This window comes from Acinetobacter johnsonii CIP 64.6, assembly GCF_000368045.1.
Classification (GTDB): domain Bacteria; phylum Pseudomonadota; class Gammaproteobacteria; order Pseudomonadales; family Moraxellaceae; genus Acinetobacter; species Acinetobacter johnsonii.
Window position 1 is genome coordinate 86,108 of sequence record NZ_KB849234.1, and the last position, 23,214, is coordinate 109,321.

Genomic DNA, 23,214 nt, shown 5'->3' on the forward strand with positions numbered 1-23,214 from the left:
ACAAAAAAAATAGAGATTAATAAAGTCCTGTCATTTTAACGGGATAACTTTAGCTAAAATAGTCCTTTAACAACTGCTACGTCTTATAATGTCGTAAAAAAAAAGAGCAACCTAGAAAGTTGCTCTTTTCCAACCAATCGATTAATTGACGGGTCTGACTGATCGCTGCACCCCCTGCTGAATACCCTGCACAAACCCTTCAGGCGAAGCTTGTTGCTCCACCGTACGGTTTTGTTCTTGTTCAGGGTAGTATTCCTCCAGCACCTCTAACCCTTCCTCTATATCCGTTTCAAACCGTGCATTGGCAAAACCCTTCCTTGCGGTAAAGTCTAATGATTCTATGAATACACCTAACTTTTTCAACTAACTACAAATGTGTTGCACTTGGGATTTGAATCTGCGACTTTAAAAAATATTCATCTTAAATTTTATACTTATTTTACGCAAAATTTACGATAATTTTATTATATATCAATAAATTAAACCATAACATACATTACTTCAATGACTACTAATTTAAAGTGTTATGAAAAAATTATACCATCTACTTTTTAGCCTTATACCGCTCTATTCAAGTTATGCTTTTGCTACTGGAGATGAAAGCTCTCCCGCTTTAAGCTTTTCAGGTAATGTATCATTGGCCAGCGACTACCGCTGGCGCGGCCAAACGCAAACCCAGAATGATCCGGCCTTGCAGGGAAACTTTGTTTTAAGCCATGCTTCAGGATTTTATCTTGCTGCATTTGCATCGAATGTTGATTTTGATGACGAAGTAAATTTAGAACTGGATCCCCAGATCGGCTATACAGCGCCAATCGCGCTAGGTTCAATCCATCCTGCAGTTGATCTTGGCATGCTGCGCTACAATTACATCGGCAACAGCGATTTAAATTATAATGAATACTATTTCAAAATGATCTTTAATGCGTTGCTGCATCAGAACGATAGCTTTACACCAAGCATAAGCTATACCTATAACTATGGCGGCAAAGCTGCCAGTGACAGTATAGGTAAAGATATCTCAAATTGGTATTTTAATGTCTTATATGCTACACCGATTGCTCAAACTAATTTTGGCACAAATGTTAGCTTAGGTTATTCCAAAGCAAATCAGGACATTTATGGTTCTGAAGCAAAAGACCATTTTTTTGATTGGAAAATTGGTGCAACTTACCGCTATAAGCCAATGGGAATAAATGCAGAATTAGCAGCGGTTGGTAGTAATTTAAAAACCAAAGACTTTACAAGTCAAAATAAAAAAGGGGTAAAAACTGAAGCAGTATTCACCCTGACTAAATCTTTTTAAAAGTTAAATGCCAATAGTATCAGCAATACTATTGGCATAATTATTTTACTTGAGTGATTTCAATATATGATCTATCTCACTTCGATTAAAACCTCTTTCTTTAAAAATAGTATGAATTATTTTTTTCATACTTTTTGACGCATACTGGTATTTCTTTACTAAAATGTCAGAATCAATTTCCTGTAAACTATACTTCAAATATAATTCTTCATTGAGCTTCTGATTTCTAGCATCATCTTCATTATTTATCGTGTTATACATTTTTAAGCAGTTAAATATCCCAATGTTGTTCGATCAAAGTAATTTGGCTGTACATATACTGATGCTCAGCACGTTTAACTGCACACCATAATTCCATAAATCTTTTGCCGAGATATTTTTGCAAAACAGTATTCCGGTGAAAAAATGTTAAAGCATCCAGCTGATTCGTACTTAAAAAGTGCGGCTGATGTTTATTTTTTATCTGAGTGGCTTGCTGTGGAATTTCCAGATTCTGTGTCAACCCATGCAGTGTGCCGATCAAAATCAGGGCTGCAGTTAAATAAGGATTGCAATCCGCACCTGCAACACGATATTCCAAGCGTTGATTTTCATTGTCCGAACGTGGTATGCGAATGGCCACATTGCGGTTATTCACGCCCCAATTAGCTTCTAAGGGCACATGGTTTCCAGCTTTAAACCGGCGGAATGAGTTTACATTCGGGGCAAGCACGGCCATGGACGGCGGCAGCAAGACTATCAGCCCGCTGATCGCCTTTAATAATTGCCGTGACGGTAAAGGATTCTGCTTCATGCTGAAAATATTCTGCTGGTCTTGATTTAACAAACTCATGTGAAAGTGCATGCCGCTGCCCGCTTTATTCAGATCAGGCTTAGCCAAAAAGCTTGCATGTAACCCATGTTCTACAGCGACTTGCTTAATGGTGCGCTTTAGCATCATGATCTGATCGCATAGCTTCAAAATATCACCGCTATGCTGAATATTAATTTCGTATTGTCCGGAAGATGATTCCGAGACTAAGCCTGTAATCTGAATCCCCTGCAAAAGGGCAATCCGTTCAATTTCATCCAGAACGTCTTGATATTTATCTTGCGCATTCACATCAAAACATTGATTTAAATAAATCTGATTGGAGCCAGATTTTTCATTGCTGTCAAATAAATAAAACTCCAATTCTGCGGCCATGCAAGGATAAAAGTTTTGATCATGCAGCGCTCTTAAACTTTTTTTTAAAATATTGCGCGGTTCAACTTCGCAATCTTGATGATTGTCATCTTTCATGGTTAGGAATAACTGTGCATTGGACTCTGGATTTAAAGCGCAGGGCTGCAGGCTTCCCAATATAGGTTTACATAAATAATCCGGCTCACCGATCGATTTTCCTAAACCCGATTCTTCAATCACTTCTCCATCAAGACTCATGGCATAAATAGACATTGGGAAATAACAGCCTTGTGCAATATTTTTTAGACCGACAATATCTATGCGCTTGCCGCGGACATGACCATTCAGATCGTGCAGGCAAATCTCAACATGACGGGTATTGGGATAGCGCTGCAGATAGTTTTCGATTTCTTCTGAAAATAGAATATCTTCAATATCGCAGCATTGACGCGCAGATGGCATGGATTCAGGGACCGCTTCTTCGTCAGCTATATTATGTCTAGCCATGAGTAAATTACTCATTATTTTGTCCTGTTAAATATTAACAATGATCAAAATAAAACAAGTTCTACCGAATGTAACGTAAATAAACCGTAAAAAAGCACCCAACTAATATGATTATTTTTTAAACTATTAAAACCACGAAAAAGCTAATTTAAAATAAGTTAAAACATAAAAATAACAATAGATCTCTTTCATAAATCAAAAAACGATCTTCTTTTTGGTTAATATTTGCACTCCGGATTTCTTAGCATTCGTGCATAATCTGCGGATGAAATACATCGATTCAAACAAGCTTTCTGATCCTCAGTTCAAGCGATACACAGGCATCTCATGGTCAACTTTCTATTTGATGGTTGAGCAATTGCAGAAGCATGTCTCTGCCAAAGACAGACCGCCCAAGTTAAGCCTGGAGGATCAGGTTCTGCTCTGTCTGAGCTATTGGCGGGAATACCGAACCTTATTTCACGTTGCGACGAGTTACGGGGTTTCAGAGCCCACAGCCTCAAGAATTGTCCGTCATGTTGAAGACTGCCTGCTTCGGTCCAATCTGTTTAATTTACCCAAAGATTTACCCGAGGGCGAAGGCATCGACTGGAATGTTGTGATCGTGGATGCCACGGAAATTCCAATCCAAAGGCCTAAAAAAACAGAAGAAAAGCTATAGCGGCAAAAAAAAGACCCATACCTTTAAAGTACAAGCCATGATTCACTACAAAACTCAGCAAATTCTGAGTTTATGTGCCAGTCGCGGGGCAGTGCATGATTTCGAGTTGTTCAAACGCAATTTAAACCAGATTCCTTTTGGGGCTTTTATCCTGGCAGATAAAGGCTATCAGCGGATTTATGTGTTGTATCCGAATAGCCTGTTGCCATTAAAAGCCAAAAGACACTGTAAATTGGATCCTGAATTGAAAATCTATAATCAAGAAATCAATAAAAGATGAATCGGAATTGAGCATGTATTTGGCAACCTGAAAACCTTCAAAATCCTTGCTGAGCGTTATCGAAATAGATGTAAAAGGCTTAGTTTGAGATTCAATTTAATCGCTGGAATCTACAACTTGGAACTGAGCAAAAAATGATTTATGAAAGAGGTCTAATTACTCATGTAAAATAAATGGCATATTTAATATTAATAAATCTTCAAAAATCGCAAACCCACTCCCGGTTCAGTAATAATATATTTAGGCTGCACAGCATTATCATTTAACTTCACTCTTAATTTAGCCACCAGAATCCGTAAATAATGCGTATCTTCTTGGTGCGTTGGCCCCCACAGCTCTTTCAATATTTGCGGCTGAGTAATCAATTGGCCTTTATTTTTCGCCAATAAATTCAGCAGCTGATATTCTTTGCGTGTTAAGGAGAGCAATTGTTGATTTAAAAAAACCTGCCGTTTGGAAAAATCGATTTTTAATACGCCATCATCAAAAATTACAGTATCAACAGTACTATGCTGGTGCTGCCTAAGCAGTACACGAATGCGCGCCACCAGCTCCTGAACACTAAACGGCTTGGTGACATAATCATTTGCGCCAGCATCCAGAAGCTTCACTTTTTCTTCTTCATTTGCCCGCACAGACAGCACTATCACTGGAACGTGCGACCATGTGCGAAGCTCAGACAAAACCTCATAACCATCCAAATCTGGCAAACCCAAATCGAGGATCACTAAATCCGCGCCTTGCAAAGCTAGGAGTTCCAAACCCTTTTGGCCATTTTCAGCCAAAAGCGTTTTATAGCCTTGCGCTCTGAGTGCTATATCCAAGAATTTTCGAATCTGATTTTCGTCATCAATAATCAAGACATTGGTCATGGAGCTGGCTGATTCATTCTGTTCTGGCATTTTCCCACCTAAAAGCTGCTAGATGCTTTAAGTAATTTGCTGAATAGGAAGCTGTATGCGGATACATGTTCCTTGATTGTTCTTGCCTGATGATGCCATGATTTTCCCCATATGCGCACCCACAATCGCTTTCACAATCGTCAAGCCCAAGCCTGTACCATATTGCCCGCGGTCGCCGCGCTGCATGGTATAAAACATGTCAAAAATGCGTTCCCGCTCACCTTCCGGGATACCCTGCCCCTTATCAGTTATGGCAATTTCGATCTCATTTTCATTCACCTGCTGCACCTCAATCATCACAGCTTTATTTTCTGGTGAAAATTTTGCGGCATTTTCCAGTACATTAAAAATGGCCTGTTCAATCAAGGCGGCATGTACAAATAAACTCAAAGATTCTTGAGGCGCATGCACTTCAACCAATGCATCTGGCATATAACGGTTTAAACGGCGCACTGCTGAACCGATCAGTTCATCAACTCCAATCCAGTCCCGCTTCAAGCTTAAGCCTTCATGGCCTAAACGGGTCATATCCAGTAGGTTTTGAATATAGCGGTCTAAACGCTCCCCCTCTAAATGAATCGCTTCCAGCAAGCTGTCCTGATCATTTTCATTCATGGAATGGCGGTAAGTGCTCAAAGTATCCGCTGCTCCAATCATCGACGCCAAAGGCGAGCGTAAATCGTGCGATACGGATGATAATAATGCCGAGCGCAATTTTTCCGTTTCAGAATTCACATTGGCTATTTCCAAAGCCTTGGTCAGCTGGGTGCGGAAAATCGCCTGCGCAAGATACTCTACCATGAGTTCAGCGAGCTGTTTTTGCTCCGTATTGATTACTGCTTGCACATCTTTAAGTTTCAACCCCACCACGCCTAAGCATTGCTTGGAAGCCAATAAGGGCAAAAACCACCACTCATTTTCCGTCAAGGTTTGGGTAAAGCGACCGGACGGTTGATGGTTTTTGAATGTCCAATCGGCTGAAATTTTTTCTTTATTACTCATGATAGTCGATGATGCTTGAGTTGCTGCAGTATCTGGGAAATACAGCCAGACATCTGCATTGAGATTTTTACTCAGGCTATGTTCAGCAATCTCCTTGATTTGTGCCAAATCTAATGCTGTGGACAGCTTCTGCCCTAAATCCTGCATAATGCTGTTATAACTGTTCGCCGTTTTGAGTGCAGTCACCTGCTCTTTCAAACGTGACGCTAATCGGCTCGAAATTAAAGCCGCGCCCAAAAATGCAATCACGGTGACAATCCCCTGATGTGCAGAAATCTGAAATGTAAATTGCGGGGAAATAAAGAAAAAATTATAAGCTAGAAAGAATAGGATGGCTGAAAAAGCTGCAGCCAGCATCCGTGTTTTTGATGCCACAAAAACCACAGCGGTGATAAAAATCACCGAAAGATCTTCAATCCCTAAATACTTTTCCCCTAAGCTTGCAATCACAATGCTGATGACCGTGGTGGCTAGTACGTACTGTATTTCTCTCAGCGACAAGAATGCCCTTTGAGTGAAAAAGGACATATGCTTATTCTCTGCAATAATCGGCACTATACTGAGTTCAAAACTGGGCCGGTATTGCAGTAATTGATCAATCAAATTGAGCCTTAAATTCAGCGAAAACTTTTGCGGAGCCGCTTGCGCTAAAACTAAGGTTGAAATGCCGCGGTCCATCACATAATCAAATAAAGTTTTAGCATGTTGCTGGCCGTAAAGGACTTCTGTCATTCCGCCCATTTGACGCGTTAAGTTTAAAGCCCGTTCTATTTCACGGCTTTGCGAGTTTTCCTGTTTATTCATGATTTGCGTATCATGAGAAAAAGCAACAACCGTCCAGTTTGCCGCACGATGCTCGGCAATACGGCATCCAGTCCGAACTAAAGCTTCAGAATGCCCTTTGCCATCAATCATAATTAAGACATGATTTTTTAAGGGGATTTGAGCAAGCCCTTGAATGGCGAAATTTTCGCGTACATCATTATCAACATAATTGGCAACGGTTTGCATTGCCAGTTCACGCAGTGCCGTTAAGTTGGAGCTGTTGAAAAATCGCTGTAAGGCCTGTTCCGCCTGCTCAGGCACATAAACCTTCCCTTGGTTTAAGCGCTCCAACAGCTCATTCACAGGCAAATCAATTAAGCGGATATCTCTAATCCGTTCGAACACCCGGTCTGGCACGGTTTCAGTGACACGAATCCCAGTGATTTGATATACCACATCATTCAAACTTTCCAAATGCTGAATGTTCATGGTGGTAAAAACATCAATACCATCATCTAATAATTCATTGATGTCTTGCCAGCGTTTTTCATGACGGCTGCCGGGCATATTAGTGTGGGCAAATTCATCCACCAAAACAATACTGGGCTTTTTATCCAAAACGGCATCTAGATTCATTTCCTCCAGATGCTGCCCTTGATATTCAATAGCCTTGCGCGGAATTATATCTAAACCAGAAATTAAATTTTCAGTTTCTCTACGGCCATGCGTTTCTACATAGCCAATGACGATATTAATACCCTGCAGCGCCAGTTCATGCGCACGAACCAGCATGGCAAAGGTCTTTCCCACGCCCGGAGCTGCGCCTAAAAAAATCGTCAGCCGCCCGGACTGATAACGCTGTGTATGTTGCAGCAAAACATCGGCTTTATTGGTTCGTTGATCAGTCATAGAAGTAATCTTTATTTATTGCTTTAAAAAGATGTTTTTAAATTCATTTAAATGCGTCTAAAGTCAGCTTGGCTATTGCTGGGCAATATGGATGCCACCGTTGGGCGGAGGTATAGAACATCCCCTCGCCCAACAATCGTATGTAACTTAATTCAAATTATTTAATAGCGTTCAATCACTATATTTTAATCTTCAAGCCATTCATATCACTTCCCGCCCCGATCCAAAGCCAAATTCAATTCAAGCACATTGATACGTGCCTGCCCTAAAATCCCAAAAATCGGCTGAACCGTATGCGACTGAATCAGTTTTTCGACATTCTGTTCAGGCATATGCCGTGCATGGGCAATCCGCTTCACTTGAATCATGGCTGATTGCACGCTAATTTCAGGGTCGATGCCACTGCCTGAAGCGGTGACCAGATCCGCAGGAATTTTAGATTTTTCAATCTGTTCCTTCGCTGCGATTCGATTCAGCCGTTCCTCTATGGCTTTCTGCAGTTCAGGATTGGTTCTCGCCATGTTGCTTCCGGCCATCGCCATAGGATCATAATTTGCGGCAGATGGACGCGGATGGAAATATTGAACTTGGGCAAAAGGCTGTGCCACTAAGCGTGAACCGATCACTTGATTATTTTCGACAATCAAGCTGCCGTTGGCTTGTTTTGGAAAGAGCATTTGTCCTAAGCTGGTTGCAGCAGCACTATATACAAAGCCGCATAAGCCTAGAGCAATGATGGTCATTCCAAACGAAGCGCGCAGTTTCTCACCCCATGATGAGTCTGCCAATTGATGATTTTGCATATTCACTTTGTCATCCTCAAAAAATTTATAGGGCCAAGATTGGACTGATCAGCAGATCAATCGCTTTAATGGCAATAAACGGTAGCAGCACCCCGCCCACACCATAAATCAGCATGTTGCGGCGCAATAATTGGGTAGATGTCGAAGGTTTGAATTTCACACCGCGCAGTGCAATTGGAATCAGCAGAGGAATAATGATCGCATTAAAGATCAGCGCAGACAGGATGGCACTTTCAGAACTGCCTAGTTGCATGACATTTAACACATGCATTTGCGGAATTGCCGCGACGAATAATGCCGGCAAAATTGCAAAATACTTTGATACATCATTCGCCAAGGAAAAGGTGGTTAATGCACCGCGAGTAATCAGCTGCTGTTTGCCTATTTCAACCACAGATAGCAATTTGGTTGGATCAGAATCTAAGTCCACCATATTGCCTGCTTCTTTGGCTGCTTGCGTTCCCGAGTTCATGGCTAAGCCAATATCTGCTTGGGCCAACGCCGGTGCATCATTAGTACCGTCACCGACCATCGCTACCAAATATCCTTTGTTTTGCTCGGTTCGAATGCATGTGAGTTTATCTTCTGGTTTCGCTTCAGCGATATAATCATCCACACCAGCCTCTGCTGCGATGGCCGCTGCTGTGAGCGGATTATCTCCGGTCACCATCACAGTTTTAATGCCCATTTCACGTAAGCGCGCAAATTTTTCTTTAATGCCTTGCTTAATCACGTCTGATAGTTCAATGACACCCAACAAATTCTGGTCTTTAGCCACGACCAGCGGCGTTGCCCCTTTTGAAGCTATTTGTTCTACGCGCGCTTTCAGTTCGGCATGATTTTCAAGGTTTTGCGAAGCGAATTTAAGAATGGCATCCATAGCGCCTTTACGCACTTGATGACCATCCGCCAAGTTAAGGCCTGAAATGCGTGTGGACGCATTAAAAGCGATAAATTCAGCCTGTTCAGGCTCGGCCACTCTTTCACCTTGCTCTTTGGCCAAAGCAACCACCGATTTACCTTCTGGCGTTGGATCGGCCAAAGAAGTCAGTACCGCCGCTTGGCGAAGTTCAGACTCCGTCACTCCTGTTAAGGGATAAAAAGCAGTCGCCTGACGGTCACCGTAAGTAATAGTTCCGGTTTTATCGAGTAGTAAAACATCTATATCGCCTGCAACTTCAACCGCCTTGCCTGATTTGGCAATCACATTGGCTTTGAGCGCTCTGTTCATCCCTGCAATTCCAATAGCTGGCAATAAGCCGCCGATGGTGGTTGGAATCAAGCAGACCAATAGCGCCACCAATAAAATCGGGCTGATTTCAATATGCAGGAAATGTCCAATCAACGGCAGGCTGACCACGACGATGATAAAAGTCACAGTCATCACGGTCAGTAAAATACCTAAGGCAATTTCATTCGGTGTTTTTTGACGGTTTGAGCCTTCGACTAAAGCAATCATTCGGTCGAGAAAGCTATTTCCCGCCTCTGCGGTCACTTGCACGATGATCCGGTCGGTTAAGACTTTGGTTCCGCCAATCACCCCAGATTTATCTGTGCCCGCTTCACGGAGTACCGGCGCAGATTCACCTGTTACTGCAGCTTCATTGATCGTAGCAAAGCCCTGAATTATTTCACCATCTGCGGGAATCAATTCCCCTGCACGCACTTCAATCAAGTCATGCATGTTCAATTCAGCCGCTGAAATCTGCACCCCATCCATATCATCTTTAGAATGGATCCGGCGCGCCGTCAAATTCTGACGCGCTTGACGCAGGGATGACGCCTGTCCGCGGCCTTTGGCTTCAGCAACCGCTTCGGCATAATTGGCAAAGAGAACCGTCACAAATAAAATCAACGTCACCAATAAGCCAAAAACCAAACTAGATTGACCTAGAATTGTACTAACCAGTGTAATCAGCGTCCCAAGCCAAACGATGGCCATCACCGGATTTTTAATCACATGCTGCGGCAGCAGTTTAATAAAAGCATTTTTCCATGCTTCAGCTTGAAATAAGGTTGAAGCTATGGTGTTTTGCTGTGTTTGAACAGTGTGTTTTGAATGATTCATTGTACTCCCCCTTAACCTTGAACCAATAACAGATGATCAGCAATTGGCCCCAAGACCAGGGCTGGCATAAATTGCAATAAGGTCAACATCACCACAATGGCAATTAAAGTCAGTGCGAATGTTGGCGTTTCGACTTTTAAACTGCCGCTGCTTTCAGGTGCTTGGCGTTTAGCAGCTAAACGTGTAGCGATGATTAAAGGAATAATTAATGTCGGGAAACGGCCGAGCAATAAAGCAATACCGCATGTGACATTCCACCACACGGTATTGTCTGATAGCCCTTCAAAGCCTGAGCCATTGTTGGCAAATGCAGACACATATTCGTACAGCACTTGAGAAATGCCGTGGTATTGCGGATTACTGTTGCCCGTCAATTCAGGAAAAAATACAGTTATTGCGGTTAAACCAAGAATGACGATGGGTTGGATCAAAATCACAACAGCGAGCAGCTTGATTTCACCGGCTTCAATTTTGCGGCCAAACAATTCTGGGGTGCGGCCGGTCATTAAGCCTGCAATAAAGACTGCTAAAAACAGATAAATAATGAATTGCTGTAAACCACAGCCAATCCCGCCCCAAATGGCATTGATCAGCATATTGGACAATTGCACCATACCTGTGAGCGGTGCAGATGAATCATGCATCATATCCACTGAGCCGTTATTGACTTGGGTGGTGACCGCTGACCACAAAGCAGATGATGCCTCGCCAAAACGCACTTCTTTACCTTCCATGGCGGAAAGCAATGTCGAAGTCGATGAAAGGCTTTCTGACCAGATAGCGCTAGTCGCAGAAATGATCGACATCAGCAGCATTGAAGCAAAGACCAAGCCTGCGAATTTGGCGCGTTTGGTGAAAAAGCCCAGCATAAAAATCACCGAAACAGGGATCAGTAAAATCGCAAGCATTTCCAGAAAGTTTGACAATGGTGTCGGATTTTCCAAAGGTACACTGCTGTTCGGACCATACCAGCCACCACCATTACTGCCCAATTGCTTAATTGCTACCATGGGCGCAACAGGGCCTAAAGGTATTTTTTGCGTTGTTAATTCGCTGCTTTGGTCGATGACTTGAACTTCTGGGCCGCCTTGAAAAGTCGATGGTACGCCTTGGCTAGTGAGCAATAATGACCAAACCATGCATAAAGGAATCAGAAAGCGGAACGTCGGACGAATCACATCGGCCCAATAGTTGCCGACATTAATTTGTTGCACTTTATGCTTAAAGCTGGTCTGTTGATCGGTTTCAGAAAGTGCATTGGATTGTTTGTAAAACAGTGCTCGAACTGTTGCCACCACCATCGCTAGGCCCATCATCGGCGTGATGATCTGCAAGCCGACAATGCCAACCATTTGCGATAAATAAGACAGTTGTGCCTGTCCTGAATAGTGCTGCTGATTGGTATTGGTCAGAAACGAAATCATGGTATGCAGCGCCAAATCCCATGACATATTCGGCGCATGATTTGGATTCAGCGGCAGGCTGGCTTGAGCCATGAATAAAACCCAAGTCACTAAACCAATCACCGCACAGCTCATGACAAAATTTAATGAATAAGTTTTGACATTCATCCCCCGTTTGGGATTGGTTCCAAAAACAGCGTAAATGGGCTTTTCAATCCAATTGAATAGAGGATCAATTTTCATCTCGCGGTTGTGCATAATTGCTGCGAGGTATTTACCCAAGGGATAAGCCAGAACAAAGACGATGGCTAAAAGCAAAGCAAACTCTAACATGGCATTTCACTCCTATGTTTCAGAGCTGAAAACTGCATGCAGATATTGAAATAACGTTTATTTTGATTATTTAGTACAACGCAATTTTTTTGATGCTGTACCTGCTGATGCGCGTGAATGACCGCACTCATGTTTTTCATCCTAAGCATTGGGATATTCCAAAATCCAGTATGAAAAATAAGACCGTAAAGTCTCTATTCATAACTTTGGATGCCGCGTAAAGAAAGCGTAAAAATTTAGCTCAATGCACTTATAAATGCAGAAAAATATCTTAAAAGTGATGGCTATTATTATTCTGTGACTCACTTTATTTATGGATATAATTTCAGTACTTAAAGCCTTATTTTTAGGTTTTATAGAAGGTTTAACGGAGTTTTTACCCATTTCCAGTACTGGTCATTTAATTTTATTTGGCCATTTAATTGATTTTCATTCAGGCTCAGGCTGTGTCTTTGAAGTTGTCATTCAACTGGGCACAATCTTAGCCGTTTGTTGGCTCTACCGTAAAAAAATTATTAATCTACTACATGGTTTTATATCAGGTGATTACCATGCGAGACGTTTTGCGATAAATGTCTTCATTTCATTTATTCCTGCAGTAGTGATCGGAGTTATAGCTGTTGATTTTATTAAACAAGTTTTATTCAGTCCTTCGGTTGTGGCATCTGCACTGATTATTGGTGCACTGTTAATTTTTGCTGTAGAAGCTAAAAATTTTAAAGTCCAAACCATTGAGGCAACCAATATTGGATTCAAACAGGCCATTGTTATTGGTTTGGTTCAATGTCTTGCGATGATTCCGGGGACTTCACGGTCTGGTGCAACCATTATTGGTGCCGTTACTTAGACATATTTCGCAACGTTGATGTTTTAACTTCAGAAAATTTATTGAATATTTCCGTAGGCTTTGTAACCGCATTCATCGCAGCTTTGCTTGTGGTAAAAGCCATGGTTAAATTTGTAGAAAAACATACTTTAAAAGTTTTTGCTTGGTATCGCTTGGTATTAGATTCAATCATCTTATTTGTTTTTTAATTCAAAAAAAATAAATTAAAGAGAACTCGCTGTTCTCTTTAAATTTTTTAATTTACAATCCTTACATTCTGCTTCAAGCTTTTCTGAATCTCTTGTACAACACCCTCTCCCTGATGGGACTTAAGCTCTGATTTAGATTTATTTTTGATTTCAGTTTGTACCGATTCAGACTCAAAACCCTTATCATTATAAAACTCTTCAACCAAATCTAGTCCCTCCTCAGCATTCACCTCAAATCGTGCATTACCATAACCCTGCCGTGCCATTTGATCTAAAGCAGCCTGATTAAAACCACACAACTTACTTTTCTGGTCAATTTCCTTCGCTGTTTGAATCGCCTCTTGTAAATGAATGCCATCCCTGAGCGTTAAATCCACGTAGTACACAGGTTGACGATAACTTTGCGTTGTACTCTTTCCTCGCAAGGTCAGCTGCAGTGGCAAGCATGAAAGCAACCCATTTGATGCTGCATGGTAGTAGCTCAATCGTGCAGCCAACGTACGTATGCTGTTAAAGCCTGTTGTTCTAAAAATGAATGTACCAAATTCATCCGACTCATCTAAATTGACATGCAGGCGTCCATAAGGCTTACAGTGCCCGCCTTGTCCAAGTGGGCATAAGTCGGGGGATGGGCAAGGATGTTGCTCTACACCTTGTGATGTCATACGTTGACAGGTCTGACCATTCCCCACACAAATCGGGCGACCTGTCTGTCGGTCAAACAAGCTGTACTCGGCACGTAAGTTCAATTCAGGATCATTGAAGATCATACGCACAGGAATGCTACGCAGCTTTTGATTCGGTGCTTGACTACGCAATTGCTCATCCAAGGGGTGTTTGACCCAACCATCCTTGCCTTGTATTTGACTGGTAATGGTGAACTGATCGTCTTTCTCAGGCAGACGCTTGCCATTCTTTTCGACTACACGACCAATACTGATCCGGCCCAAGATGGGTGGTGTGATTGCTAGACCTTTAATCATGTTGAAATTCCTCTCGTATAGATGTTGATGTTTAGATGTGTTGCACTGTTTGCTAAAAATGAAATCGGTATAAAAATCCCATGCAGGACTGCACGGGATTTCAGGTTTTTTCTTGCTGAGTGATTAACTCTAAGCTTTGAGCTAATCGTGATAAATGTTGAAACGACGACTGCCTGCTTTCTGCAATGGGTATTGTTGGATGAGTTCAGGTTGGTGCTGAAGTAAGGACTTGGTATCTAGGCTAATACTGTCCTTGCTCTTTTTCCATGTCACTGAACCTTGCTGAAATACGGCACGTTCATGTTCCTGCATCAGTGCCTGAACACGGTGTTTGAGTAGATCAAACTGGCTTTGGTGTTGTTCAATCTGCTGTTTTTCCTCTATCAACTGATCAAACAGTTCATTGGCAAGTTCGACCTCCGTTAGGTCAACACAGCTCAGTGGGGTATGTTCAGGATAGAGCTGTTGTAAAGCTTTGGCTGCCGATTCACTGGCATCCACTGCTGGTGGAACATCATTTTCAACACATTCCCAAAACAACCGTTCCGCCTGAATGATCTGTTCAATCAAAGCTTCATTACGACTGACTTTGTAGATTTTGGTTTCCTGTCCACACAGCAACACACAAATATGTGCCGCTTGCTTGCCTGTCACCGCCAGTTGATGTTGTACCTGACATAGCACATACAGAGGAACGCCCTCCTTCCATAGTTTGGCGCCATATTCTCCTGCAGTTTTACATTCCAGTATTTGCACGTCTTCATTGCCCACTACGGCATAATCCAAGTTCGCCAACATAAAGGCTTTGTCAGGATCAGGGTGTTGCAGCACCGCATTGACCCGACGGACTTTATTATTGGTGTGCATGCTGTAGTATTCTGCGACCAAGGGTTCTAACTGTTTACCCCAATATAAAGGTGCGTGTCCTGAGCTTTCATCATCAATATTCTGCTGTACCCGTCCTGTTTTGATCATCCACAGTTCCAGCATCGACATATAAGGATTTATGCCACAGGCGGCTGCGGCATCACTGCTGCCTATTCCCTGCTTACGCACTTCCAGCCATGCCTGATAGTCCAGTTGTTTGGTGCTGATCAGACGTTTGGCATTTAAACTACGTTTTGAACCTGATTGACTTTGTTTAAGCTTGTCATTGGCTACAGTTGGTAAATACTGAGATTGAGACGTTACTGCTGGGTTTATAATCTGATTCATGGATTTAACCTTCTATCATTGATTTTAAAACGGCATAAAAAAGCCACATCCGAAGATGTGGCAAAGAGGGATACGAGATAAAATTTAGGCTGCAAGATATAAAGCTTGCTCCAATCCACGTTGTTTCAATGCTGCCCCTGCACCAAACCATGCCGAATCGAGGCGGTGATCAGTACTCATTGCTCGACGTTCATGGTCGACAAACTCGGTGATCGCACAAAGTAGTCCATAGGCGGTGTCTTTGGCTGAAGATAAGTCTGCTCCACGTCCCTGCCCATTAAACATATTCATGACTTTGGTCATGGCACGTCCATTCGGTTCAGTTTTATTGGGCTGTGGATTGGCTTGAGACGCGACATTACGATAGTACTGAATAATGTTATCCTCCTGTTCCATCGCACTTAGGCTATTGTTGTTAAATACCGCATCAAAATAAGCTGCTGCTTCTTTCTGGGTGACTTTACGTTGGGTAAGTTGTTTCATTTCATACATGTGGTCGTACCATGTCTTGACTGAAATACCGAGTTGATCTTTGACTTTATCAGCATCAAACTTGGTACTGTGTGGTACTTTGACCACGCCTGCATTGGAACTCTGTCCACGCAAGGCAATGGCTAAAGTGTTGTTACACACCACACGGATATTGGTGAATTGTGCGGTGGTCGCCAACGTACCGTCACATGCGGTTGCCAGCAGAATATAGCCATTGCTGACATCTCCACCTTTCAATTCTGCAGTTTGGCCTGTACGTGCCAAGGCCCAGAACTTCTTCCCACCTTTTAAAACACCTGCGGTTTCCAGTTCAAAGCCTGATTGCTCAGTCAGATCACGGTAGAATTCCAGAATCTCCATCGGCTGGACTTCTTGATAACGCTGACTGACTACGGATAAAGGAGCATGGGTATCTGAACGGTACAGTACCCGTTGTTCTTCATACGGCATAATGATGCTTTGTCCACGATCATTTTTAGCCATGTAGCTGACATTGGATGATTCAATACGCCAATCCATACCTGCTTGCTTGGCCCAGACTTCAATCGGTTGGTTTGGGCTAAGTTGATTGCCTAGACCATGCCACGGGGTTTGTCCGACATAAGCCATTTGTTCAATTTGATGTGCCATTTTGATTATTCCTAAAAAGAATGTGTAATGTGATGTTTTAAAGAATCGATTTATTCAACGATGTACCAGTGCAATGGCTGAGAAGTGATTACCTCGCCCATGCAAACTGTTGTTGGCAATCCAAGCAGACATACTGCTCGGCATTGCTGTAATATTTTTCATAGCAGTACTGACTGACAATAACCAATACACCACCCACCACAACACCGATGGCTGCGCCTGTAAAAGGCGGGAATCCTGCCTTTTTGGCAAGCTGCATGCCGAACAGCGCCATCTGTGTCGGTGAAATACAGCGTTGCAGTTGTTCGAAATAGTTGGCGTTTGCATGACTTGAATCAGTCTGTCTGACATGGGTGGATTGACAATAGGGGCATTGAATTAAGGACATTGAATATTCCTTGTTAAATGAATTGGGTACGAAAAGCTGAATTGAGGGCATAAAAAAAACCGTGCCCATTGAGGACACGGTTTGATTTAAATTTTACTTTGGCGAGGAGAGTCGCTATTGAAAGCTATAGCTTGCAGTGCCTTTATCTGTTTCGACATCAACCTGCACCACATTACTATAGCTACAGTCTGTTAATTTCAGTCTTAAACGTTGCCCCATCTTAAAATGCTGCGGATATTCCAATGATCGACGATAGCCTTCATAACGGCATTGTCCATGATTGACAGAAACATCGCTGACATCGATAGGCTCTGCACTGTTAGAACGGATCGTTAATACCGTAGCGGATTGATTTTGGGCATACCAGTTACTGGTATCAATTACATCGAGTTCGACCGTAAACGTGTTTGGATCAAGGCCAGCATTACAGCCACTCAACATGATGCCTGTCGTTGTAGTCACTGCGAGGAGTAAGGGTTTTAAAAGTTGCTTCATCAAGTTCATCCTTAACAGTAGTTATAGCTCACGCCATAATCGCCTGTATTTAAATCAATACTGGCCAGATGGATTTCACAGTCTGTGCCGTTATCAAATTTATAGACGTAGTAGCGATTACCCGCTTGCTCCGACTCCAGTGCGCCATGTTCTTGCAAGCTAAAGTCTTGCACTGATTTGCCTGTATCTTTTGCGGCTTTGGCAAAGATATAGCGCTGATACTTGTCTATATTGTCCTGCTCAAATTCAGGCAGTTCATCATAAGGCAGCATCGACAGTAAGGTATCCACCGCCTTAAGGTTTTGATCAAACTCAAAACTCAGCAATTCAGGTTCATGATCTGATGGACTCAGACGCTTGCTTCCCGTGGTCAATTCTTTGACATCGATGCCATCCACTTCTGCCGCTGCAATCACAGTGGATACTGCTTCTGAACTGGCGGATTCTAAAGGTTGTGCAGAGCTGACCTCAGAAGTACTGGCTGGAACCGTTTTTTCAGTTGTGTGTTTATGGCTAAAGAAGTAGAAGCCTGCGATGCTGATCAAGGTCAGGGCTAAGATTGCCGCCAAGCCCAATATGGTTTTTTGAGTCATTTGAATGTTCCCCTCATTTAGTTGGGCACAGTGACTTGACCATTCTGCGCATTAAAGTGAACAAAGCGTGGACAACCACCTTGAAAGTTCACCGTGAAATTACGCCAACCACGGTTGCCAGGATTGGTTTTATAAAGACATTGATAAACCCCACCGCCTGTATGACGTGCTTGAACAAGGTAGGATTCACTGGCTTGTGCAAACCAGCCTGCCTGCGCCAATGATGCGCCTGCAAGTAGTGATGAAATAAGGGCAGTTTTTAGGAAAGTTTTAAACATCATCATTTTCTCTTTTTTATAGGCATCACTGGTCTTGGTCTTAATCAGACGCAGTGCTCCCCATGCATGAATGTTAGAATGAATATCTATGTTTTTTTGAAGTGTTATAGACGATAAAGCACACAAATCTATGCCCCTCAAAAACAGCATAAGAGATTCATCTTCATATCGGTAATATGTACTTAAAAAAGTTTTATTCTTAGAAAGTGATCTACACAGCAATGTATGAAATACACAGCATCAGGTCACATTACCCCTGTGGTGTAGATCGAGCACACACATTAAAAAAGAGAAATATAAAAGACGGTCTTGATGTAAGCGCATGGCGTACTCCTTAGGTATAAAGAAGTTTCACCAAATCACTGCTAAATGATGGTGGCGAAACAGAAGACGGGTTAGCAGACTGATACCTAAGAAATCAGCACGTCCGAAGACGTCCCCCCTCCCGTTCCGCCGCAGAGGGGGTACGTAGGGATACCCACCAAAAAGTTAGACTTTTTAGTGTACTTAGGTAAATGGGTCTGCTAAAACCCGCTGACGATGTAGGTCAGCAGTCTAAGGATAATCTGCACGCTGTAGAGCGTCAAGCAAGTGCAGGACTCTGATATAAATTTTCAGCGCTGTACAGGTGCTCCATCAAACCATTTAAATCCTTTAGGGTAAATGCAGATTCTATTCGGAAGCCCAAACTGCCCCGTTTGATTTTCAGGCATTTCATTTAATGCACCCAAAGGACAGCCCGCTTCTTCTTGCATAATCCGATCAATCCTCAGCGCTTTTTGTGCATCAGTATCGGAAAGCTGATGATGCATTTCTGGATAAACGCATGTGCCCAGATATCCAGTAACCCTCATCCAGTGCTCTCTGATATCCTGACAATATCCAAGTGGACCAGAATAGAGTGATCGGTTAAAGCTCACATAAAAGTGGATCACATAACGCTGCTGAACATCATCCCGTACAATTTGATAAAAGCGGTAAATCGCTTGTGTTCTATACCAATACTCAGCCGCTAGACTTTTTTGGAAATTTGATAAAAATCGCTCTAACTGTCGCAAATCGATAATTTCATTTCCACCCTCATTTAGACTTAGTTCCAGTTTTAAATCCGCTGTATCAGGATAGATCTGGCTTGTATTACGATAGGATTCTCTCAACTTTTCAATCCGCTTTTCGTAGCGCTCATTCAGCTTATGCATTTCTTCAGTTAAGCTGGTGCTTTCAAACAGCACTCTCAGCCGCTTTACGATCTTATCGATATAAAAACCAGCGTTTCTTTGCGCCGTGACCTCAAAGAACCGAATCTGCTCTTCCTGTAATACACTGCAGTAAGCCTGAAAGAACTTGTCTGCCCAAAAGGAAAAAGACAAATGCTCATGAATGCCAACGGCCATCATTCTGCGCCATGCTGAAAAATAACCAGACAGTTTCCGCTTGAACTCCTGATCTATATTTTTTTGATGAGCATCGTAATCAGTACCTTCTGGAATTGGAGCAAAGCGAATCGTTTGGTAATGCTCTAAAACGTCTTGTTCTAATCGGGGTGCTGTAACAAACTCTAACTCTGAATGGCTCATGTGTTGTCCTATGAATGAATTGATTTCATAGAACTGGCACATTCATAATTTTTTAAACCAAATCTCCTCTTCCAGCTTTGCTAAAGCGGTCTGCGCATCCCATTCTTTGATTCTTCTATTTTCTTCTGTATCAGGTATTGGGCGACCATGATGCTGATAATCCCCCTTATAAAACGTTTTACGCCCTCGTGGTTTAACCAATAACGTCTGCTCGTATTTATCAGGGTCACTGAGATAAGCAACTGCACCCAAAGCATTGTTGCCTTGTTCGGGTGTCGTTCGACGAATATCTCCAATACCTAAACGACCTTGCTTCTCGTAGTTGTCTTTATTCGCTGTCGTGTTGATGTTCCGCCCAAAACCCTTATCGAATGTGATTTCCTTCCACTTATCGATCACTCCCTCAGCAATTTTATAATCACTCTGATGCTTCGATCTATTAATCACCAATGTTAAATGAGCATGAAAGCCTTTGGTTATACCCTGCTCCAGTGCGATCGCATAGGTCAAAAGTGCATCAAAATATCCATTCTTATCAGTGATCAAATCACGCAGTTTTCCAATATGCTGATAGAAGTCATTTACTGTAATTTCACTCATGCTGTCCTTGCTATAGCTCAAATCCACTCTGATCACTAGAACCGAATAATACCCCTTGATTGCGCCTTCGAACTCCTCAAGTAATGCCACTCGATTCAATTCTTTCCGTCTCGCAAAGCTTTTGATCTCATCACGTATCAGCCCTCGATGCGCATGCAGGATTCGTCTTAATGCCTTAATTTCCCCTATTGAAAGCCCTGTCAGATATTCAGCAAAGCTGAGCATGCCACGCTGACTATTGACGTATTCAGTGACTGCAATAAAGGCCCGAATTGATGCTGCATACTCAAGCCCTTCTTGTTTAAACGCTTCAAATGCGCAATACAAGCGTTCTAAGTTAAAAATGAATGCTTCGTCTGAAATATCAAAATTAAGACATACATCTACAAAGCGATGAATGGTATACATCACCCCTGCTTGATGATCCAGATCTAATGGAAACACGTTGAACTTCCTTAACTATGATTCACGTCATAGTTAAGCAATCGACTTATTTTTTTAAATGGAGTCCTTATCTCAAGTAAGGACAAGTCATCCACTATCCGCATATATCGAATAGTGCTCTCATCCTGCATGAACTATTGATCCATAGCATCATCCATATTGGGATATGTATTCAGATCTGTATGACATGTCTCGTGGTTCTTGTTATCTGTATGAGTAATTGTATTGGTATATTTAATATTTATAGTTCTATGATGTATAGTCATTAATCTATTATTAGTATTAATCTCTATATATTAATAATATATAAAACCGTCTTAGCGCAAAAGCAATAATGATAGCCCAGCCGATCAGCACGATTTCCAAACCTTCGGATAAGCTCGGCTTTTTATATGTTTAACGTTACGATAGTTAGGTCAGAAAAATGGTTTTTTCAAAAAAACTTAGCGCAAAAAACTATTCGAATAATGACAAACAGTGTTGATACAGCAGTCCGTAATTTTTAAGTTCTGCCAGTGTTGGTGAAGTTTCTGTTATTTGCTGTGTAGGAAAATCAAAGCGAGTTCCATCCTGAAAGGGTTCTTGAAACGCCAATTCACTTAAGAAATACCTGTTAGCTTCCGCATGCTGATCAGGGACAAAGCAACAGCTGTATGTATTCTGTATAAATGACCGAGGTAAAATCCTAAAAGGCGTCACTATTTCAGTTGCATTTACCAACACCCTTCCCAAACTACTTTTAGTTGCACTGAGCTTTTGGTCAATATCAGAATGTTTCCGCATACATTGCTGAAAAAAATAAATTTGGTTATATGCAATTAGATCCATAAGGGCCATTAAAAACTGATGAATTCTGGACTGCTCAGCATTTAACTTGAAGGTGATCATTGATTCAATTTTATCAGACTCATTTTTTAGCGTCATATCCTCTTTGATTGTTTTGATTTGAGTCGCTTGCAATGAATACGGATAGATAAAGTCTGTGCACCCTAAACGCTCAAAGCTTTCATTATCGATTACTACTGGGTTAGCTTCTTTCAGCAATTTAAAAAGCGATTTATTCCGACTGTATATCTGGCAGCACCACTGCTCAAGCATGCTTTGAAAAAGACCTAAGCGGTTGTTCATCCCGCTGAGTTTAGTATGCTGGATAGATGCTAAATGACCCAAAACCGCCTCATCCTTCAAAATATTTTCATGCGGCTTTAAATAAAACGTCGCTGATAATGGGTTCTCTGGATGTAACCGCTTTAGCTCGACATAATGATCATATAACTTCATTATTTCCTGCTGTTGTAACACAACATAATTTGCATAACCTACAGCATCACGAGACCGAAGAATAAACGGTTTCATCCAGCACAAAGGATCATGTAACAAATAATAGTTTTTGCAATTCAACACCTTCAAGCCAACATCTGAATCTTCACTTTTAGTGTTTGACAACAAGTCGCTCTTTGGATTCAGCATAGTAAAAATAGAGGCCACTTTCTGAACTTCAAAAACATGTGGCTGGGGGTACTTCAAAATATAAAATTTGCCGTAGATCGCAGCATCCCCCCAAAACCTATGCGAAAGGTTTAAAGCATATATTGGAGACTCTGTTTGAATAAAACTATTTCGAATTGCGCCATCCGCTTGGCAGCGGATAAATCCGTTTTTCTTAAGCTGCTGTATAGCGCGATAAATAGATTGTTTGCTTAAACCCGTGGCTCGCTCAATTTCACCAATTCCACACCCTATAACAATCCCAAACGAGTCTGCACCGTAAAGCAACCGTAATAAAACAAGATAACTTCGATAATCAAGATAGCAGTCGATCTCTATTTTTTTAGGTGAATTGCTAATACTTATGCCATCACTCTTTATAAATAAAGTCTGAATTAATTTTAATAAAGGGATCTGCCTAACCATACGCTTATTACTATTTTCTAACCATTCAATAGACGTGGCTGAATCAAGCCTTATATAAGTAAGATTAAGTTGTAAATGACGAACTCTAGACCTTTTTCCAGTTTCAGGAAAATCTATTTTTAATATTCCCTGTTGTTCCAACTCATTCAATACACCCCGTAATTTTTTAACCTGTATGCCGATCACTTTTGATAATTCACCGAGTGGCAATGATGTACTTCCGACTCCAAAATTTCTGATAAACGTGATTAATGCCCAAAAAGCATAGGCTGAAATTTGCCCCTCCACCCTTTGATAGAAAGCCATAAATAGCGCCAAAAAGCGCTGTTCAGAATCGTGGATACTCATGCTAAAAATCCCCACACACCAAGTTCTCCTTTGGGTATATGTATTTTACAGCAATAATGATAGGCATGAAATGATAATTGAAATTTGTTTTTTAACAGTTAATGTATAATTAATATTT

20 protein-coding genes and 2 pseudogenes are annotated in these 23,214 nt (G+C 41.8%); 4 read left to right on the top strand and 18 right to left on the bottom strand.

Annotated elements, in window-relative coordinates; all coding sequences use genetic code 11:
* Positions 1 to 141: 141 nt before the first annotated feature.
* Positions 142 to 330 (bottom strand): annotated as a pseudogene (locus tag F986_RS18670) (hypothetical protein); the annotation flags it as partial.
* 196 nt (positions 331 to 526) lie between these two features.
* On the opposite strand from F986_RS18670, the gene F986_RS03815 reads away from it, so the two are divergent.
* Positions 527 to 1,306, top strand: coding sequence for a TorF family putative porin (locus tag F986_RS03815; protein ID WP_004692349.1), 780 nt, complete (start codon positions 527 to 529; stop codon positions 1,304 to 1,306).
* Between the two features lie 45 nt (positions 1,307 to 1,351).
* Here F986_RS03815 and F986_RS18715 read toward each other — a convergent pair whose 3' ends face one another.
* Complete coding sequence (locus tag F986_RS18715) at positions 1,352 to 1,567, bottom strand: hypothetical protein (protein ID WP_004692350.1); 216 nt, start codon at positions 1,565 to 1,567, stop codon at positions 1,352 to 1,354.
* Positions 1,568 to 1,577: 10 nt separating this feature from the next.
* Positions 1,578 to 2,993, bottom strand: coding sequence for a glutamine synthetase family protein (locus F986_RS03825; RefSeq protein WP_004692352.1), 1,416 nt, complete (start codon positions 2,991 to 2,993; stop codon positions 1,578 to 1,580).
* A 331-nt stretch (positions 2,994 to 3,324) separates the two neighbouring features.
* On the opposite strand from F986_RS03825, the gene F986_RS17760 reads away from it, so the two are divergent.
* On the top strand, positions 3,325 to 3,639 hold the full coding sequence (locus F986_RS17760) for a transposase family protein (RefSeq protein ID WP_026057330.1): 315 nt from the start codon (positions 3,325 to 3,327) through the stop codon (positions 3,637 to 3,639).
* A complete protein-coding gene (locus tag F986_RS03830; RefSeq protein WP_004692353.1) occupies positions 3,587 to 3,919 on the top strand; it encodes a transposase in 333 nt (110 codons plus the stop codon). The genes F986_RS17760 and F986_RS03830 overlap by 53 nt, the downstream gene beginning before the upstream one ends.
* A gap of 188 nt (positions 3,920 to 4,107) precedes the next feature.
* On the opposite strand, the gene F986_RS03835 is transcribed toward F986_RS03830, so the two are convergent.
* The 5 genes from F986_RS03835 to kdpA form a co-directional block, all read right to left on the bottom strand.
* Positions 4,108 to 4,821 (bottom strand): response regulator, encoded by a 714-nt coding sequence (locus F986_RS03835; RefSeq protein WP_004692355.1) that lies wholly within the window; start codon positions 4,819 to 4,821, stop codon positions 4,108 to 4,110.
* Between the two features lie 27 nt (positions 4,822 to 4,848).
* A complete protein-coding gene (locus F986_RS03840) occupies positions 4,849 to 7,497 on the bottom strand; it encodes a sensor histidine kinase (protein ID WP_004692357.1) in 2,649 nt (882 codons plus the stop codon).
* Positions 7,498 to 7,703: 206 nt separating this feature from the next.
* The gene (gene kdpC, locus F986_RS03845) at positions 7,704 to 8,306 is read right to left on the bottom strand and encodes a potassium-transporting ATPase subunit KdpC (protein WP_004679624.1); all 603 of its coding nucleotides are present in this window, start codon (positions 8,304 to 8,306) and stop codon (positions 7,704 to 7,706) included.
* 19 nt (positions 8,307 to 8,325) lie between these two features.
* The gene (gene kdpB / locus F986_RS03850) at positions 8,326 to 10,368 is read right to left on the bottom strand and encodes a potassium-transporting ATPase subunit KdpB (protein ID WP_004692359.1); all 2,043 of its coding nucleotides are present in this window, start codon (positions 10,366 to 10,368) and stop codon (positions 8,326 to 8,328) included.
* Between the two features lie 11 nt (positions 10,369 to 10,379).
* Positions 10,380 to 12,104 (bottom strand): potassium-transporting ATPase subunit KdpA, encoded by a 1,725-nt coding sequence (gene kdpA, locus F986_RS03855; protein ID WP_004692360.1) that lies wholly within the window; start codon positions 12,102 to 12,104, stop codon positions 10,380 to 10,382.
* Positions 12,105 to 12,417: 313 nt separating this feature from the next.
* Between kdpA and F986_RS03860 the strand changes: the two are divergent.
* Positions 12,418 to 13,139, top strand: a pseudogene (locus F986_RS03860) (undecaprenyl-diphosphate phosphatase).
* Positions 13,140 to 13,186: 47 nt separating this feature from the next.
* Here the strand turns inward: F986_RS03860 and F986_RS03865 are convergent.
* From F986_RS03865 to F986_RS03910, 10 genes are all read right to left on the bottom strand, one after another.
* On the bottom strand, positions 13,187 to 14,122 hold the full coding sequence (locus F986_RS03865; protein WP_004692362.1) for a recombination directionality factor: 936 nt from the start codon (positions 14,120 to 14,122) through the stop codon (positions 13,187 to 13,189).
* A 141-nt stretch (positions 14,123 to 14,263) separates the two neighbouring features.
* A complete protein-coding gene (locus tag F986_RS03870) occupies positions 14,264 to 15,337 on the bottom strand; it encodes a YqaJ viral recombinase family nuclease (RefSeq protein ID WP_004692364.1) in 1,074 nt (357 codons plus the stop codon).
* Between the two features lie 84 nt (positions 15,338 to 15,421).
* On the bottom strand, positions 15,422 to 16,459 hold the full coding sequence (locus F986_RS03875) for a DUF932 domain-containing protein (protein WP_004692365.1): 1,038 nt from the start codon (positions 16,457 to 16,459) through the stop codon (positions 15,422 to 15,424).
* Positions 16,460 to 16,547: 88 nt separating this feature from the next.
* The gene (locus tag F986_RS03880; RefSeq protein ID WP_004692366.1) at positions 16,548 to 16,847 is read right to left on the bottom strand and encodes a hypothetical protein; all 300 of its coding nucleotides are present in this window, start codon (positions 16,845 to 16,847) and stop codon (positions 16,548 to 16,550) included.
* A gap of 114 nt (positions 16,848 to 16,961) precedes the next feature.
* Positions 16,962 to 17,342, bottom strand: a complete 381-nt coding sequence (locus tag F986_RS03885; protein WP_004692368.1) for a hypothetical protein — start codon at positions 17,340 to 17,342, stop codon at positions 16,962 to 16,964.
* 11 nt (positions 17,343 to 17,353) lie between these two features.
* On the bottom strand, positions 17,354 to 17,935 hold the full coding sequence (locus tag F986_RS03890; RefSeq protein WP_004692370.1) for a hypothetical protein: 582 nt from the start codon (positions 17,933 to 17,935) through the stop codon (positions 17,354 to 17,356).
* Positions 17,936 to 17,952: 17 nt separating this feature from the next.
* On the bottom strand, positions 17,953 to 18,213 hold the full coding sequence (locus F986_RS03895) for a hypothetical protein (protein WP_002126044.1): 261 nt from the start codon (positions 18,211 to 18,213) through the stop codon (positions 17,953 to 17,955).
* Positions 18,214 to 18,827: 614 nt separating this feature from the next.
* Positions 18,828 to 19,790 (bottom strand): hypothetical protein, encoded by a 963-nt coding sequence (locus tag F986_RS03900; protein WP_004692373.1) that lies wholly within the window; start codon positions 19,788 to 19,790, stop codon positions 18,828 to 18,830.
* Positions 19,791 to 19,832: 42 nt separating this feature from the next.
* Positions 19,833 to 20,834, bottom strand: coding sequence for a YagK/YfjJ domain-containing protein (locus F986_RS03905; RefSeq protein ID WP_004692375.1), 1,002 nt, complete (start codon positions 20,832 to 20,834; stop codon positions 19,833 to 19,835).
* 456 nt (positions 20,835 to 21,290) lie between these two features.
* Complete coding sequence (locus tag F986_RS03910) at positions 21,291 to 23,096, bottom strand: helix-turn-helix domain-containing protein (RefSeq protein ID WP_004692376.1); 1,806 nt, start codon at positions 23,094 to 23,096, stop codon at positions 21,291 to 21,293.
* Positions 23,097 to 23,214: the final 118 nt, after the last annotated feature.

Excerpts from the sequence above, each read along its gene's own strand:
- F986_RS03830 (WP_004692353.1), top strand. The coding sequence starts at position 3,587 with ATGCCACGGAAATTCCAATCCAAAGGCCTAAAAAAACAGAAGAAAAGC.
- kdpB (WP_004692359.1), bottom strand. The coding sequence starts at position 10,368 with ATGAATCATTCAAAACACACTGTTCAAACACAGCAAAACACCATAGCT.
- F986_RS03835 (WP_004692355.1), bottom strand. The coding sequence starts at position 4,821 with ATGCCAGAACAGAATGAATCAGCCAGCTCCATGACCAATGTCTTGATT.
- F986_RS03840 (WP_004692357.1), bottom strand. The coding sequence starts at position 7,497 with ATGACTGATCAACGAACCAATAAAGCCGATGTTTTGCTGCAACATACA.
- F986_RS03910 (WP_004692376.1), bottom strand. The coding sequence starts at position 23,096 with ATGAGTATCCACGATTCTGAACAGCGCTTTTTGGCGCTATTTATGGCT.
- F986_RS03890 (WP_004692370.1), bottom strand. The coding sequence starts at position 17,935 with ATGACTCAAAAAACCATATTGGGCTTGGCGGCAATCTTAGCCCTGACC.
- F986_RS03900 (WP_004692373.1), bottom strand. The coding sequence starts at position 19,790 with ATGAGCCATTCAGAGTTAGAGTTTGTTACAGCACCCCGATTAGAACAA.
- F986_RS03815 (WP_004692349.1), top strand. The coding sequence starts at position 527 with ATGAAAAAATTATACCATCTACTTTTTAGCCTTATACCGCTCTATTCA.
- F986_RS18715 (WP_004692350.1), bottom strand. The coding sequence starts at position 1,567 with ATGTATAACACGATAAATAATGAAGATGATGCTAGAAATCAGAAGCTC.
- F986_RS03825 (WP_004692352.1), bottom strand. The coding sequence starts at position 2,993 with ATGAGTAATTTACTCATGGCTAGACATAATATAGCTGACGAAGAAGCG.
- F986_RS03895 (WP_002126044.1), bottom strand. The coding sequence starts at position 18,213 with ATGTTTAAAACTTTCCTAAAAACTGCCCTTATTTCATCACTACTTGCA.
- F986_RS03880 (WP_004692366.1), bottom strand. The coding sequence starts at position 16,847 with ATGTCCTTAATTCAATGCCCCTATTGTCAATCCACCCATGTCAGACAG.
- F986_RS03865 (WP_004692362.1), bottom strand. The coding sequence starts at position 14,122 with ATGATTAAAGGTCTAGCAATCACACCACCCATCTTGGGCCGGATCAGT.
- F986_RS03875 (WP_004692365.1), bottom strand. The coding sequence starts at position 16,459 with ATGGCACATCAAATTGAACAAATGGCTTATGTCGGACAAACCCCGTGG.
- kdpA (WP_004692360.1), bottom strand. The coding sequence starts at position 12,104 with ATGTTAGAGTTTGCTTTGCTTTTAGCCATCGTCTTTGTTCTGGCTTAT.
- F986_RS17760 (WP_026057330.1), top strand. The coding sequence starts at position 3,325 with ATGGTTGAGCAATTGCAGAAGCATGTCTCTGCCAAAGACAGACCGCCC.
- F986_RS03885 (WP_004692368.1), bottom strand. The coding sequence starts at position 17,342 with ATGAAGCAACTTTTAAAACCCTTACTCCTCGCAGTGACTACAACGACA.
- F986_RS03870 (WP_004692364.1), bottom strand. The coding sequence starts at position 15,337 with ATGAATCAGATTATAAACCCAGCAGTAACGTCTCAATCTCAGTATTTA.